This window comes from Corallococcus sp. NCSPR001 (assembly GCF_017309135.1).
In the GTDB taxonomy this organism is placed as follows: Bacteria; Myxococcota; Myxococcia; order Myxococcales; family Myxococcaceae; genus Corallococcus.
In genome coordinates this window covers 8,248,725-8,262,690 of record NZ_JAFIMS010000002.1, presented here as the reverse complement: position 1 = coordinate 8,262,690, position 13,966 = coordinate 8,248,725, and the positions used below count along the sequence as shown (strand labels likewise).

General features: G+C 68.0%; 11 protein-coding genes. 5 read left to right on the top strand and 6 right to left on the bottom strand.

The features are described 5' to 3' along the window. The first annotated feature begins 16 nt into the window (after positions 1–16). A complete protein-coding gene (add, locus tag JYJ93_RS35175; RefSeq protein WP_206798887.1) occupies positions 17–1,180 on the top strand; it encodes an adenosine deaminase in 1,164 nt (387 codons plus the stop codon). Positions 1,181–1,190: 10 nt separating this feature from the next. Continuing rightward, the gene (locus tag JYJ93_RS35170; RefSeq protein ID WP_206798885.1) at positions 1,191–1,646 is read left to right on the top strand and encodes a hypothetical protein; all 456 of its coding nucleotides are present in this window, start codon (positions 1,191–1,193) and stop codon (positions 1,644–1,646) included. 72 nt (positions 1,647–1,718) lie between these two features. Here the strand turns inward: JYJ93_RS35170 and glgC are convergent, their stop codons facing one another. Further along, positions 1,719–2,948, bottom strand: coding sequence for a glucose-1-phosphate adenylyltransferase (gene glgC / locus JYJ93_RS35165; protein ID WP_206798883.1), 1,230 nt, complete (start codon positions 2,946–2,948; stop codon positions 1,719–1,721). A 207-nt stretch (positions 2,949–3,155) separates the two neighbouring features. Here glgC and JYJ93_RS35160 point away from each other — a divergent pair, with 207 nt between their 5' ends. Both JYJ93_RS35160 and JYJ93_RS35155 read left to right on the top strand, forming a co-directional pair. After that, positions 3,156–4,037, top strand: coding sequence for a GGDEF domain-containing protein (locus tag JYJ93_RS35160; RefSeq protein WP_206798878.1), 882 nt, complete (start codon positions 3,156–3,158; stop codon positions 4,035–4,037). Between the two features lie 5 nt (positions 4,038–4,042). Then, a complete protein-coding gene (locus JYJ93_RS35155; RefSeq protein WP_242544045.1) occupies positions 4,043–4,216 on the top strand; it encodes a hypothetical protein in 174 nt (57 codons plus the stop codon). 25 nt (positions 4,217–4,241) lie between these two features. Here JYJ93_RS35155 and JYJ93_RS35150 read toward each other — a convergent pair whose 3' ends face one another. The 5 genes from JYJ93_RS35150 to JYJ93_RS35130 form a co-directional block, all read right to left on the bottom strand. Beyond that, entirely contained in the window at positions 4,242–5,270 is a 1,029-nt protein-coding gene (locus JYJ93_RS35150) for an NAD-dependent epimerase/dehydratase family protein (protein ID WP_206798877.1), read from the bottom strand. Further along, positions 5,267–9,676, bottom strand: a complete 4,410-nt coding sequence (locus tag JYJ93_RS35145; protein WP_206798876.1) for an AMP-binding protein — start codon at positions 9,674–9,676, stop codon at positions 5,267–5,269. The genes JYJ93_RS35150 and JYJ93_RS35145 overlap by 4 nt, the downstream gene beginning before the upstream one ends. A gap of 17 nt (positions 9,677–9,693) precedes the next feature. Then, positions 9,694–11,304 (bottom strand): lactate racemase domain-containing protein, encoded by a 1,611-nt coding sequence (locus JYJ93_RS35140; RefSeq protein WP_120527700.1) that lies wholly within the window; start codon positions 11,302–11,304, stop codon positions 9,694–9,696. 31 nt (positions 11,305–11,335) lie between these two features. Continuing rightward, positions 11,336–12,001, bottom strand: coding sequence for an HAD family hydrolase (locus JYJ93_RS35135; RefSeq protein ID WP_120527701.1), 666 nt, complete (start codon positions 11,999–12,001; stop codon positions 11,336–11,338). Between the two features lie 103 nt (positions 12,002–12,104). Continuing rightward, positions 12,105–13,097 (bottom strand): NAD-dependent epimerase/dehydratase family protein, encoded by a 993-nt coding sequence (locus JYJ93_RS35130; protein ID WP_206798875.1) that lies wholly within the window; start codon positions 13,095–13,097, stop codon positions 12,105–12,107. 380 nt (positions 13,098–13,477) lie between these two features. Between JYJ93_RS35130 and JYJ93_RS35125 the strand changes: the two genes are divergently transcribed. Then, positions 13,478–13,810, top strand: coding sequence for an SWIB/MDM2 domain-containing protein (locus tag JYJ93_RS35125; RefSeq protein WP_014394388.1), 333 nt, complete (start codon positions 13,478–13,480; stop codon positions 13,808–13,810). Positions 13,811–13,966: the final 156 nt, after the last annotated feature.

Below are 13,966 nucleotides of genomic sequence, written 5' to 3'. Positions count from 1 at the left end.
GCGAGGAACTTCGACCATGCCCACGATTCGTGAAGACGAAACCCCCAACGCCACCGGCATCCCTTCATCCGCCCGGCGCACGGACATCACCCCGCCCCCCACGCTGGCGGTGACGGAGGAGCTGCTCCACGCGCTCCCCAAGACGGACCTGCACTGCCACCTGGACGGGTCCATGCGGCTGAAGACCATCCTGGAGCTGGCCGAGCAGCAGAAGATCAAGCTCATGGCCGACACCGAGGACGGCCTGGCCAAGGCCATCCACATGGGCCAGGTGTGCAAGAGCCTGGAGGAGTACCTCGTCGCGTTCGACGTGACGCTCTCCGTCCTCCAGACCGCGGAGTCCCTCTACCGCGCCGCCTACGAGCTGGCGGTGGACGCCGCCGCGGAGAACGTGCGCTGGCTGGAGGTGCGCTACTCGCCCGCGCTGCACCTGCAGAAGGGCCTGAAGATGACCACCGTCATCGACTCCGTGCTGGAGGGCCTGCGCGCCGCCAAGAAGGAGACGGGCATCAAGTGCGCCGTCATCGTCTGCGGCATCCGCCACATCAACCCGCAGACGTCCATGCGCCTGGCGGAGCTGTCCGTGGCGTACAAGAACCGCGGCGTCGTGGGCTTCGACCTGGCGGGCGCGGAGGCCAGCTTCCCCGCCAAGGACCACCTGGACGCCTTCCGCCTCATCCTCAAGAACAACGTCAACTGCACCGCCCACGCCGGTGAGGCCTACGGCCCGGAGTCCATCTCCCAGGCCATCCACTCGCTGGGCGCGCACCGCATCGGCCATGGCACCCGGCTGCGCGAGGACGGGGACCTGCTCAACTACGTCAACGACCACCGCATCCCCATGGAGGTCTGCCCGTCCTCCAACGTCCAGACGGGCGCGGTGTCCTCGCTGGAGTCCCACCCGCTCAAGTTCTACTTCGACTACGGCCTGCGGGTGACCATCAACACGGACAACCGCCTCATCACCGACACCACCGTGACGAAGGAGCTGTGGCTGGCCCACCGCAACCTGGGCCTGTCGCTGGAGGACCTCACCACCGTCATCGTGTCCGGCTTCAAGAGCGCCTTCCTCCCGTTCCGGGAGAAGCAGGACATGCTGCGGCAGGTGAACCAGGAGATCGCCACCACGCTCGCCGCCTTCGAGAAGCGCCCCGTCGCGGCCATGCGCCAGCCGGCCTGACCCTCACGCCATGGACGAGACCCACGACATTCCCCCCGCGCCGGACTTCAACCCCTCGCGCGCGAAGGCCGCCCAGGACCTGTCCATCCCCGCCATCCTGATGCTGGTGATGGCGGGCCTCACCTTCCTGTACTCGCTGGTGAGCATGGTGACGCCGACGAGCGCTCCCCAGATGGCGAACTTCTTCAGCAACCCGGACATCCCCCAGCAGTGGAAGGACGCCGTCACGTGGATTTTGTCCCCCATGGGACGCGTGGTGACGACCGTGCCCGGGCTGGTGTTCAACGCGCTGGTGGCCTTCGGCGCCTGGAAGATGAAGAACCTCCAGAGCTACGGCTGGTCCATGGCGGCGGCCATCCTCTGCTGCATCCCGTGCTGCGGCCCGTGCTCCTGCCTGTCGCTCGTGCCGGGCATCTGGTCGCTCATCGTGCTCAACCGGCCGGACGTGAAGGCCGCGTTCCGCTGAAGCGAAAAAGAAAGCGGGCGCCCCGGAGGATTCCGGGAGCGCCCGCGGCTTGAAGGCACCTGGCGAAAACGGTCAGGTGACCTTCATCCCCTTGGGGATGACGACGACGCCGCCGGACGTGACGTGGAAGCGGCGCTTGTCCTCCACCGGGTCGTAGCCAATGGTCATCCCGGGCGGAATCTCCACGTTCTTGTCGATGATGGCCCGCTTGATGCGGCAGCGGCGGCCGATGGTGACGTTCTCGAAGAGGATGGAGTCCTCCACCTCCGAATAGGAGTTCACCCGCACCTTCGGCGACAGCACGGAGCGGTGCACGTGGCCGCCGGAGATGATGCAGCCCTCCGCGATGAGCGAATCCGTGGCGGTGCCCACGCGCTTGCTCTCCCGGTCCGCGAAGACGAACTTCGCCGGCGGGAAGTTGTTGGGCTGCGTGTGGATGGGCCAGCGGTCGTTGTAGAGGTTGAACGTCGGGTCCACCTCCACCAGGTCCATGTTGGACTGGTAGTACACGTCGATGTTCCCCACGTCCCGCCAGTAGCCGCGCTCCTTCTCCTCCTGGCCGGCCACCGTGTTCTGGGCGAAGTCGTACACGTACACGGGCTCGTGCTTGTACAGCTCGCTGATGATGGACTTGCCGAAGTCGTGCGCGCTCTTCTCGTCCGCCGCGTCGCGCACCACCTCCTTCACCAGCGTGTCCGTGGTGAAGAGGTAGTTGCCCATGGAGGCCAGGCACATCTTCGGGTTGCCCGGCATGGGCGGCGGGTCCTTGGGCTTCTCCAGGAACTGGAGCATCCGCCCGTCCGGCCCCACGTCGATGATGCCGAACTCGCGCCCCTGCTCGATGGGGACGGGGATGGCGGCCACCGTGCACGCGGCCTTCCGCTCGATGTGGAAGTCCAGCATCTTGCGCGTGTCCATCCGGTACACGTGGTCCGCGCCGAAGACGAAGATGTGGTCCGGCTCCTCGTCCGTGATGATGTTGAGGTTCTGGTAGATGGCGTCCGCGCTGCCCTTGTACCAGTCCACGCCGGTGCGCATCTGCGCGGGCACCGCCTCCACGTAGTGGCCCAGGAACGCCGTCATGCGCCACGCGCGAGACAGGTGGTTGTTGAGCGAGTCGCTCTTGTACTGGGTCAGCACCTTCATCCGGTACACGCCGGAGTTGGCGAAGTTGGAGAGGACGAAGTCGATGATGCGGTAGCGCCCACCGAACGGCACCGCGGGCTTCGCGCGCTCACGGGTCAGGGGCTCCAGGCGCGTGCCCGCGCCTCCCGCCAGAATCATGGCCAGCAGCTTTGACATAGGTGCCGGCCACGTTAGCCCCCGGCCGGTGGCCCACAATGGCCGTGCGGCCCCCGCAAGCCCTTCCGTTGAGTGCCCAACCGGGCGGGGTGGATGGGCGGAAAGCGACCTTTCAGTTTCGCGCCATGTAGGAGGAGGGGCGCAACCCCGTGCGTCCTCTTGGCTTGCGTGGCTTCCCCGGACCTTGCGTGCTAGCGTGGCCGGGCGATGTCTGGCGACCAAACGCGAGTCACCAAGATCTCCAGCCTCACCCCCGGTCCCGAGCGTGGCACCGAGTGCTGCCTCGTGCAGATCCACGGACCGGAGCTGGGCAAGAAGTACGTGCTGGAGGAGTCCGAGTTCACCATTGGCCGGGATCAGCACAACCACATCGTGGTGGACCTGGACAACGTGTCGCGCCGCCACGCGCGCATCTGGACCCGTCAGGGCAAGACGTACGTGGAGGACCTCCAGTCCACCAACGGCACCTACCTGAACGACCGGGAGGTGCTCCAGGCGCAGCCCCTGCGCAGCGGGGACCTGGTGAAGGTGGGAGGCTCCATCTTCAAGTTCCTCGATGGCGACAACATCGAGACCCAGTACCACGAGACCATCTACACGCTGACCATCGCGGACGGTCTCACCGGCATCAACAACAAGCGCTACTTCGTGGAGTACCTGGAGCGGGAGATGGGCCGCTCGCACCGGTACCAGCGCACGCTGTCGTTGATGATGTTCGACATCGACCACTTCAAGCAGATCAACGACGTCCACGGCCACCTGGCCGGCGACTACGTGCTGCGCGAAATGGCCCAGTCCATCAAGAAGCTCGTCCGGCGCGAACAGTGCTTCGCGCGCTACGGCGGCGAGGAGTTCGCCATCGTCATGCCGGAGGACGGGCCGGACAAGGCGCGCGTGTTCGCGGAGAAGATCCGCAAGCTGGTGGAGGACAAGCGCTTCGCCTTCGAGGACAAGGAGATCCCTGTCACCATCTCCATCGGCGTGGCGGAGGTGGCCTCGGAGATGTCGGAGCCGTCCCAGTTCATCAAGGTGGCGGACGCGAACCTCTACAAGGCCAAGAAGTCCGGCCGCAACCGCGTGGTGGGCTGAAGGCCATGGCGGACGAAGGCTCAGGCCCGTCCTTCCTGGCCCGGCTCATCCTCGTCCTGTTGGGCGTGGCCTTCCTGGGCGCCGCCTGGGTGTGGCACCAGAAGGACACCGACCCGAAAGCCGCCCGGCTCGTGGAGCGCGTGAGCGGCGGCCGGGTGCACGGCGCGGCGAATCCGTAGGACCCGCCCGCGCCTCACTCCCACATCAGGTGCCTTCGCGCGTCTCGGCCAGCCGGCCGCGGGTGCCGGGCAGGTTCCCGGGCGGCATCTTCGAATAGATGTACTGCACGGTGTCGAGCAGCGTCTCGTGGACGTCGCGCGCCTTGAAGCCCAGCTCGCGCTCGGCCTTGGCGGGCTCCAGGTAGAAGAAGTGCTCGCCAATCTCCACCTCCTGCGGGTCGAGCTTGGACGTGACACCGCGCAGCTTCGCGAGCTGCTCCAGCAGCTTGCCGCCCCAGATGTTCACCTCGCGCGGCAGCTTCATGCGCGGGGCGGGCACGCCGGTGAGGCGCTGGAGCCGGTCGAAGAAGTCCGGCATGGCCATGTTCACGCCCATCAGGTGGCGGCCGTACACCTCGCCCCGGGTGAGCGCCTGGAGGAAGGCCTCCGCCGCGTCGCGCGCGTCCACGAAGGAGATGCCGCCCCCGGGCATGGACGGAATCTCCCGGTTGAGGAACTTCACCACCGTCCACGTGGAGGACAGGCGGTCATCCCCGGGGCCCATCAGCAGGCTGGGGTTGAGCACCACCAGCGGGATGGAGTGCTTGCGGCAGTACTCCAGCGCCAGCTTCTCCTCGTAGATCTTGGACAGGTAGTAGGGCCAGTGGGCCACGGTGGTGATGGGGTAGTCGTCGTCCTCCGTGCCCACGCGGTCGTCCTTCGACACCGCGATGGTGCCGGAGGTGGAGCCCAGGATGACGCGCTTCACGCCCGCTTCGCGCACGTCGCGCAGAAGCTCGCGCGTGCAGTCCACGTGCAGCTCGTACATCCGCCGCGCGTCCTTGTTCTGGAAGGAGACGAGCCCCGCCAGGTGGTAGACGGCGTCCACGCCCTCCAGCGCGCGGCGCACGGCGTCCCGGTCCTTGAGGTCGCCCTGTTGCACTTCCGTCTTCGCGAACGCGGGGCCTGACGGCTTCGAGCGCGCGATGAGGCGCACGTCGTGGCCCGCGGCGACCAGCTTGGGCACCAGGTGCGTGCCCAGGAATCCCGTGCCTCCGGTGACAAGCAGCTTCACGCGTCCTTCCCTTCCGGCAGGGCCCGGGCGGGCGGGGTGAATTCCCGGTCCGCGCCCACCTGCTCCAGGTCCATCACCTTGCCCGCCCTCAGCGCGCGCACCGCCTCCTCCGCGATGTGCGTCACGTAGCGGTAGCCCTCCGAGCGCGCCATGCCCTGCACCCGGGCCTTCAGCGACGCGTACTCCAGCGCCGGGCCCACGTGCACCTCCAGCTCCTTCGTCTTCGGGAACATGGAGCCCTTGGGCAGCGCTTCGTACGCGCCGTGGATGTACAGCGGCAGCACGTCCACCCCGTAGGTGAGCGACAGGTAGCCCAGCGTCGGCTTGAACTCCATCAGCTCACCCGTCGTGGAGCGCGTGCCCTCCGGGAAGATGAGGACGTTGAAGCCCTGCCGGAGCGCCTCGCCCGCCACCCGCAGCGACTCGCGCAGGCTGCCCTGCCGGTCGATGGGGATGAGGTTGGTGAAGTTCTCGAACCACGCGCGCTTGAGCGGCGTGTCGAAGAAGTAGTCGCGCGCGGCCAGCGACACCAGCCGCTCGCCCTGGTCACCCAGCACCACGCGCACCAGGCCCGCGTCCAGGTGGCTGGCGTGGTTGGCGATGACGAGGAAGTTGCGGTTCTGCGGGATGAACGTCTTGCCCGTCACCTTCACGTCGAAGACGCCGCCGTAGAGCACCTTCTGCCCGAAGGACAGGAGCTGCCGGCCCAGCGCGGACACCGACTCCGGCACCGGAATCTCCGCCTCTTCCGCGCGCTCTGCTTCCTTCTTGATGTCGCGCGCGCGCGTCTCCTGCGACGGCCGGCGTCCGGAGGCCACCACCAGCTTGCGCAGGTCCTCCACCGTCTGCACCTGCGTCAGGTCTTCGATGGCGGGCAGCGGCACGCCCGCGCCCTCCAGCGCCACGGACATCTCCGTGAGCATCAGCGAGTCGAAGCCCAAATCGCCAATGAGCTGCGCGTCCGCCCGCACGTCCGACGCCGGGCGGTGGCAGACCTCCGCGATGAGCGGATAGAGCCAGTCCGACACGCCGCCCGTGGTGGGCGCCGCCTGCGCCTTCTCCTTCACGCGGCCCGCGCTGGCCGCCACGCGGTCCAGCCGCTGGAGCTCCTCCACCACGCGCTTGCGCTTCACCTTGCGGGTGGAGGTGCGCGGCAGCTCGCCGTCCCAGAAGCGCAGCACCTTCACGCGCCGGTAGAAGGGCATGCCCGCGCTCACCTTGCGGAAGTGCTCCTCCAGCTCGTGGCGGACCTCTTCACGCGGGCGGTCCTTGAAGTCCGGCACGCACAGGCACGCCACCTTTTCGCCGCCGGCCTCGTCCGGCAGGCCGACGATGGACAGCTCCTTGATGTGCGCGTGCTCCTGGTACAGCTCCTCCAGCTCGTCCGGGTAAACATTCTTGCCGTTGGCGTCGACGATGACGTCCTTGGCGCGGCCCATGAGGTACAGGCGGCCCTCGTCGTCCATGCGGCCCAGGTCGCCGGTGTGCAGCCAGCCGTCCTTCACCACGGCCTCGGTGGCCTCGCGGTCCCCGAAGTAGCCCGCCATCACGTTCGGGCCCTTGGCCAGCACCTCGCCAATGCCGTCGTTGTCCGGGTTCTGGATCTTGAACTCGATGCCCGGCAGCGCCTTGCCCACCGTGCCCTTCACGCGCTTGTTGGTGGCCTCGGACACCGCCAGCACCGGCGCGGCCTCCGTGAGGCCGTAGCCCTCGCGCATGGTGAAGCCCAGCTCGTGGAAGGCCTGGTGCACTTCCTCCGACAGCGCGGAGCCGCCGGACACCAGCACCTTCACCCGGCCGCCGAACTTGCGGTGCACCGGCCAGAACAACAGCTTGCCCAGGTTGAGCGAGCTGCGGTTGCGCAGCTCCCCGTTGGCCGCCATCAGCGCCTTGAGCGCCTGCTCCACCAGCGGCGGCTGCGCGGCCATCTCCTGGGTAATCTTGCGGTGCAACAGCTGCCAGAGCGCGGGCACGCCAATCATCGCCGTCACGCGGCCCGTCTCGAAGACGTCGCCCAGCCGGTCCGACGTGAGCTCGTCGATGTACGTGATTTCCGCGCCGCGCATGAACGGCGTGAGGAAGCCGGCGGAGAATTCAAAGGTGTGGTGCAGGGGCAGCACGGACAGCACGCCGTCGCCCACGCCCACGTCGAACGCGCCCGCCAGCTTCGCCACCAGCGCCGCGAAGTTGCGGTGGGTGAGCATCACGCCCTTGGGCGTGCCGGTGGTGCCGGAGGTGAAGATGACGCTCGCCACGTCGTCCGCGGCGGCGGACTTCTTCACGGGGCCAATGCGGTCCGGATACGCCGGGTCACCCGTCATGGCCTCCGCGAGGCTCGCCACGCCCACGCCTTCACCCAGCGCGGCGAAGAGGCCGGGGAAGTCCTCCGCGGCCTGCTCGGACACCAGGCACTGCTTGGCCGCCGCGCGCTTCGCGATGTTGACCACCTCCGCTTCGGTGAGCGAGGGGTCCACCGGCACGGCGGTGCCGCCGGCGCGCAGGATGCCGAAGTAGCTGATGGCCCACTCCGGCCGGTTCTCCGACACCAGCAGGACGCGGTCGCCGCGCTTGATGCCCTGGGCCATGAGGTAGCTGCCCACGCGGGCCGCGTAGCGGTGCACCTCGCCGAAGGTGAAGCGCTCCTCCTTCTCCCCCGCGGCCATGCGGAACGCCACCCGGTGGCGGTACGCGTGCACGGTGGCCTCGAACAGCTCCAAGAGGTCGCGGTGCGCGGGGATGGCGGTGCGCTTCTCGCGCTCCTCGTCCAGGCCCGGGAACACCCACTTCTCCAGGCCGGGCAGGTGCGTGCCCAGGAAGTACTCGCGCCAGTCGATGCGGTCCGGTGCCCAGTCGATCTTCGCGCGGTCCGCCGGCACCATGCGCTCGTAGACGGAGCGCGTGTTGTCGCAGCGGAAGACGTAGCGGTTCTCCCAGAGGAAGGGGAGGAACAGCTCGATGAGGCCGCCCAGGCTGCCCGCCTGGGACTCCACCTCGTCCAGCGCGACGCGGGCCTTGTCCATCATCGCCTGCACGCGGGGCGCGCCCCACGCGGGCCGGACCTCTTCCATGGCCTTCTTCAGGAACTTCGCGCCCTTCGCCAGCATGGGCGCGCTGAGCAGTTGGAACTCCTGCTTGCTCACCGGCTGCGGCTCGATGCGCGAGCGCAGCGAGTTGACCAGCGAGTTGCCCGTCTCGCGGTTGCGGTAGTAGCGGCGGCGGTACAGGCCCACCAGCTCCACGGAGCGGCTGGCGAGGAACGGGTTCACGTCCCCGGACGCCAGGTTGTAGACGCGGCGCTCCTCCACCTGCATCGCGTGCGCGGTGATGCCCAGCGTGGCGCCCGCCACCTGGTCCACCGGGATGATGTCCAGGATGGCGTGGTCGCCCGCGGGGATGCCGCGCTGGCCCTTGATGCCCGCGTACGCCAGCGGCGCGGACGTGGTGAAGCCCTCGTTCCAGCCGGGGAAGGGGAAGTGCGCCGCGCTCTCCACGATGGAGGGCCGCACGATGGAGTAGCGAAGCCCCGGCGTCCCGGCCATCACCTGTTCGCCCAGGTGCTTGGCGTACGTGTACGTGTTGGGCCAGCCCCAGTGCTGCGCGCGCTCCATGCCCGCGCGGACCAGCTCGCCGGACAGCCACAGCTTGCGCTCGCGGCCCACGGCCAGTCGCAGCGTCTTCTCATCCGTGGCGTCGCGGCCCTCCTCCTCCAGGCGGTCCAGCGCCTTCTGCCGGAAGAGGGAGGTGAGCGCCTTGTCATCCGCCTGTTCGCGCAGGCGGGCGACGATCTTCTCCGCGTCCGCCAGCTCCTGCTCCAGGCTGAAGTCGCGCCCGTCCATCTCCTCGTGCTTGGGGAAGTAGCCCAGCACCGGCTCGTCCTCGAAGACGAGCCCGCTGCGGTTGCCCACCACGAACGCGGTGGACATGTGGATGAGCGGCACGGACCAGCGCAGCGCCAGCTCCACCGCGTTCTTCACGCCGTGGGTGTTGACGTTGAGGCCCACCTCCAGCGACGGGTTGAAGGAGACCAGGCCCGCGCAGTTGACGATGGCGTGCACCTGCCCGGTGAGCGAAGCGACCTGCGCCTCCTCCAGGCCCACCAGGGGGTCGGTGATGTCGCCATCCAGGATGGTGCACTTCGCCTGGATGAACGCCATGGCGCCTTCGTCGCCCAGGCGGTCGCGCAGCGGCTGGAAGGGCTCGCTGGGCGCCACCTTGTCGAAGAAGCGGCGCTCCGCGGACGCGGCGCTGCCCTTGCGCACGATGACGTAGACCCGGTCCAGCACGTCGCCGTAGTGGGAGAGCAGCATCGACAGCGTCACCTTGCCCACGAAGCCGGTGGTGCCGACGAAGACGATGCGCTTGCCAGTGAAGACCTGGGTGACGTCCAGCGGGGGGAGCGTGGCCATGTCCGTGTGCGACCCTTTCACTTCACGTCCACCATCACCGTGGGCGCGATGCGCAGCAGGCTGATGGACGCCGAGCGCCCCATGAAGCCGCGCGCCTCTTCAATCGCCTCGGAGAGGGTGTCGGTGCGGTCCCAGCCGAGCAGGGCCGGGACGTGGTTGTTCTCCGCGCCCGCGACGATGACCTTGCCTACGTGCTGGCGGCCATTCTCGCCCCAGTACCACATGTAGAAGGGGTGCACGCCGTGGTAGGCGTTGCCCTTGCGGTACAGGTGCACGTAGCTGGGGTTCTCCGCGAACTCCTTCTCGTACTTGTGCTCCAGCTTCATGGAGTCCCGCGTCTCCGGCAGCAGCCGGTGGAAGAACTCGATGTAGCTGGGGTGCTGCACGGGGTCGAACTCGTCGTAGGCCGGGTGCAGGAGGATGAGCACGCCCCCCTTCTTCACCAGCGGCACGCCCCGGTTGAGGTTGTAGAAGTACCCAAGCCCCATCACCTGCACGAGCAGCGGGTTGAGGATGGAGTTGACGCTGTAGGGGCTGACGAACGGGATGGGGAAGATGACGATGTCGCTCTGCCCCTCCACCGGCACCACGTACTGCTTCCAGCTCTGCTCCAGCGTCTTGGCGTGCGTGGGCTCCGTGGCCCCCGCGAACACGCCCGTCACGTCATAGGGCGCGGGGATGGCGTTGAGCACCTTGCGCGCCGCCGCGCGGGGCAGCTTGGACAGCGTGAAGCGCAGGGCCTGGAACTTCAGCCGGTCGGCTTCCGTGTAGTCCTCTTCCTTCTTCGCCAGGAAGTCCGTGGGCGCGCCGAACATGCGGTTGTTCAGCGTGGTCTCGATGTGGAAGACCTTCAGCGTGTTGTCGATGACCGTGCCGATGCGCGAGTTCTTCGTGTAGAGCGCGCTCGCCTTCGGCTCCATGTAGGAGTCCGACTCGCGGATGGTCTTCGGGTTGTGGTGGTGGCGCAGCGACGCGTAGTTCGTCACGCCCGTGCCCATGGACTTGTGCCCGCCGTTCATGGGCACGAAGTTGATGTTCACGTAGACGATGAGGTCGCTCTCCGCGACGCGCCGGTTCACCGCCACCACTTCGTTGTGGCTGGTGCGCTCCAGCTCCGTCATCCCGTCCGGGTCTTCCGCGTCGTGGTTGTAGTAGCGGTCCGGGTAGTAGGCGTCGAAGATCTTCTCGCCCACCATGCGCTTCATCTCGCCTTCGGTCATCCGGCGGTGCAGCGCGTTGGCGATGACCAGGTGCACGTCATCCACGCCGGAGTCCGCGCACAGCTCCAGCACCACCTCCAGGATGGACTGGCGCACGTCCGGGGTGACCATGGGCGGCAGCGGGACGCTGATGTCGTCGATGACGCACGTCAGCCGCATGCCGGGCTTGAGTAGCGCGTGCAGCGGGTCCATGCCCTCCGGGTGGTTGATGGCCCAGCGGATGGCGGCCTTCACGTTGGGCACGCCCTCCAGCGGGGGGCGGGGGAAGATGACCCGGGTGCCCACGGGCAGGTCTTCCTGGAGGAAGCCCTCACCGTAGAAGAGCGCCCGCGGGGGGCTGCCCTTCTCCGTGATGACCACCTGGCTTTCCTCGTCGTACAGCTTCTGGAGCGTCTTGAGCGGGCGCATGGATGAAGGGGGCGGCGAAAGGGGTGGGGGACTACTTCAGGTCCAGGATGGGCCAGTTGTACGCGCGCGCGAGCGAGCGCAGCCGCAGGTCCGGGTTCACCGCGGTGGGCCGTCCCACCACGGCGAGCATGGCGTAGTCGGAGGCGCTGTCCGAGTAGCCGTGGCACTGGTTGAGGGCCAGGCCCTCGCGCTCGCAGTAGGCGCGGATGGCGTTGGCCTTGTTGGCGCCTTCGATGATGGGCGGAATCACCTTGCCGGTGGCCTTGCCGCCCACGAACTGCATCTTGTTGGCGATGACGTCGTCGCAGCCCAGGTGCCGGGCCAGCGGGCGCATGGTGAAGTCCAGCGCACCCGTGACGAGCACGATGCGGCAGCCGGCACGACGCGCCTCGTCGATGAGGTCCTGCGTCTGCTCGTACAGGGCGGGCTTGAGGACGTCCTCGAACATGTCCTCCGCGATGGTGACGAGCCGGTCCTCGCTGAGGCCGGAGTAGTACCGGTAGAAGAACTCGTTGAAGGCCTTGCGGTTGACGGCATCCAGGATGCCGAACACCGGCAGACCCAGGGCGGTGCCCAGGGTGCGGCCCGCGATGCCCCGGAGCGAGCCCCGGTTCGTCGCGTAATAGGCATAGACGTGGACGATGTTCGTCCGGACCAGCGTCCCGTCGACGTCGAAGAAGGCTGCTTTGGCGGGCACTTTGGGGGGCATGGGCGGTCGGGCTTCCTCCCATCCTGGAGGGGGTGTGGTCAACGAAAGCGGAAGGGCCGGGGTGGGGGGCCGGCCCTTTGGGCGCATGGGGCTATAACCAGCCCTGCGCGCGATACCATTCACCACTGCGAGTGATGGACTCCGCCAGCCCTCGGCGCGGCCGGAAGCCCAGCAGGCGCTCGGCCTTGGCCCCGGAGCAGGTCCAGGCCGGGGCCAGGAGCTGCCTCGCCAATTTCCGGTTGAGGGGGAGTTTCCGGCCCGTCAGCCGGGTCACCCCGTCCGCCGCCGTGGCCAGGGCGGTCAGCACCGCCGGGGACAGCCGCCAGGTGCGCGTCTGGAAGCCCAGGGCCCTGGCGCCCAGGTCCTGCATCTCCTCCAGGGTCAGCCGCTCCGGGCCCGCGCAGAAGAACGCCTCGCCCAGGGCCTCCGGCTTCTGGGCCAGGACGAGCAGCAGGTCCACCACGTCCTCCACGTCCACCAGGGACAGGGGGCGGGGGCCTCCGGACAGCTCCAGCCGGATGCCCTTCTTCCCCAGCTTGAAGAAGGTCAGGTTTTCCCGGTCCCCGGGCCCCAGGATGCGGGGCGGGCGGATCACCGTCACCGGCAGCCGGTCCTGGAAGGAGAACGCGATGCGCTCACCCTCCGCCTTGCTCTCGCCGTACCACTCATGGGGATGGAAGGCGTCCTCCTCCACGTGGGGGCGCTCCGGGGTGGAGGGGCCGTGGGAGGCCAGGGAGCCGCACATCACCAGGCGGGGACGGGGCTGGGGCAGGGCGGCCATGGCCTCGCAGATGAAGCGGGTGCCTTCCGCGTTGACGCGCATGAACTCGTCGCGCAGCGCGGCGCGGCGGATGCCGGCCAGGTGGAAGACGACGTCCACGCCCTTCACCGCGCTGGCCAGGGAGGCGGGGTCCGTCACGTCGCCCACCACCCGCGTCCAGGGGTGGCCTTCCAGGGCCTTTTCCAGCTCGCGGGTGTCCGTGGTGGGGCGCAACAGGCATGAAACCCGGTCGCCGCGCGCAACCAGTGCGCGAGCGAGCCAGGTCCCCAGGAAGCCACCGGCGCCAGTGATGAGGGCATTCATGGGTGCTGTTTCATCCGAAAAGCCACATCCCGTCCACCGTCGAAACGGGCAGGGTCGTCCTAGAGGGGCGGGAGGCTCCGGATGCCGACTTTCCGCCTCCGGACGCGTTCCGAGGCACAATCCCCGAGGGAAAACGGCCTCCGGAGCCGGTTTCTGGCGCTCCGGACGCGTCGCGAGGCTTCCATTCCCGAGAGAAGAATGCGCTGCGGGGCCGAGTTCTAGCCTCCGAATCCATTGCTCCGAGGGGGCCCAGAGGGAAAAAGCGCGCGATGGACGCTGTTTTTCGCTCTAGGCCGTGCTACTACGCGCCATCGGCTCTAGCTTGAAGATGCAAGCACGCCGTGCAACGTCCCCTTCGGAGGGGAGGAGACACAAGACGAATGGCCGCCAAGAAAGCCGCTGCGAAGAAGTCTGCCCCTGCTGCCGCGAAGAAGGCCCCTGCCGCCAAGAAGGCCGCGGGCCGTAAGCCCAACGCTGCGTTCATGAAGGAGATGACGCCCTCCGCTGAGCTGGCGGCGATCGTCGGTTCCAAGGCGCTGCCCCGCACCGCGGTGGTCAGCAAGATCTGGGACTACATCAAGAAGAACAACCTCCAGGACGCGAAGAACAAGCGCCAGATCAACGCCGACGACAAGCTGAAGCCCATCTTCGGCGGCAAGAAGAACGTCACCATGTTCGAGATGACCGCGCTGGTGAACAAGCACCTGAGCTGAACGGTGCAGGGCCCGTCGGGGCCGTCGCCGGTCGCCCGAAGGACCCTGGGGGCTCGTCACGCATCGCGCGCGACGGGCCCTCCGCTTTTTCCCCCTCTGACAGCCGCTCGTCCGGAGCGTTGAAAAGGGGGCTAAGGCGCATCTGCCCGCTGGCGG

What these genes read in the sequence shown, in the direction of transcription:
- JYJ93_RS35140 (WP_120527700.1), bottom strand. Translation starts at nt 11,304, where the DNA reads ATGCGCCCGCTCAAGACGCTCCAGAAGCTGTACGACGAGGAAAGCCAG.
- glgC (WP_206798883.1), bottom strand. Translation starts at nt 2,948, where the DNA reads ATGTCAAAGCTGCTGGCCATGATTCTGGCGGGAGGCGCGGGCACGCGC.
- add (WP_206798887.1), top strand. Translation starts at nt 17, where the DNA reads ATGCCCACGATTCGTGAAGACGAAACCCCCAACGCCACCGGCATCCCT.
- JYJ93_RS35155 (WP_242544045.1), top strand. Translation starts at nt 4,043, where the DNA reads ATGGCGGACGAAGGCTCAGGCCCGTCCTTCCTGGCCCGGCTCATCCTC.
- JYJ93_RS35145 (WP_206798876.1), bottom strand. Translation starts at nt 9,676, where the DNA reads ATGGCCACGCTCCCCCCGCTGGACGTCACCCAGGTCTTCACTGGCAAG.
- JYJ93_RS35130 (WP_206798875.1), bottom strand. Translation starts at nt 13,097, where the DNA reads ATGAATGCCCTCATCACTGGCGCCGGTGGCTTCCTGGGGACCTGGCTC.
- JYJ93_RS35160 (WP_206798878.1), top strand. Translation starts at nt 3,156, where the DNA reads ATGTCTGGCGACCAAACGCGAGTCACCAAGATCTCCAGCCTCACCCCC.
- JYJ93_RS35170 (WP_206798885.1), top strand. Translation starts at nt 1,191, where the DNA reads ATGGACGAGACCCACGACATTCCCCCCGCGCCGGACTTCAACCCCTCG.
- JYJ93_RS35125 (WP_014394388.1), top strand. Translation starts at nt 13,478, where the DNA reads ATGGCCGCCAAGAAAGCCGCTGCGAAGAAGTCTGCCCCTGCTGCCGCG.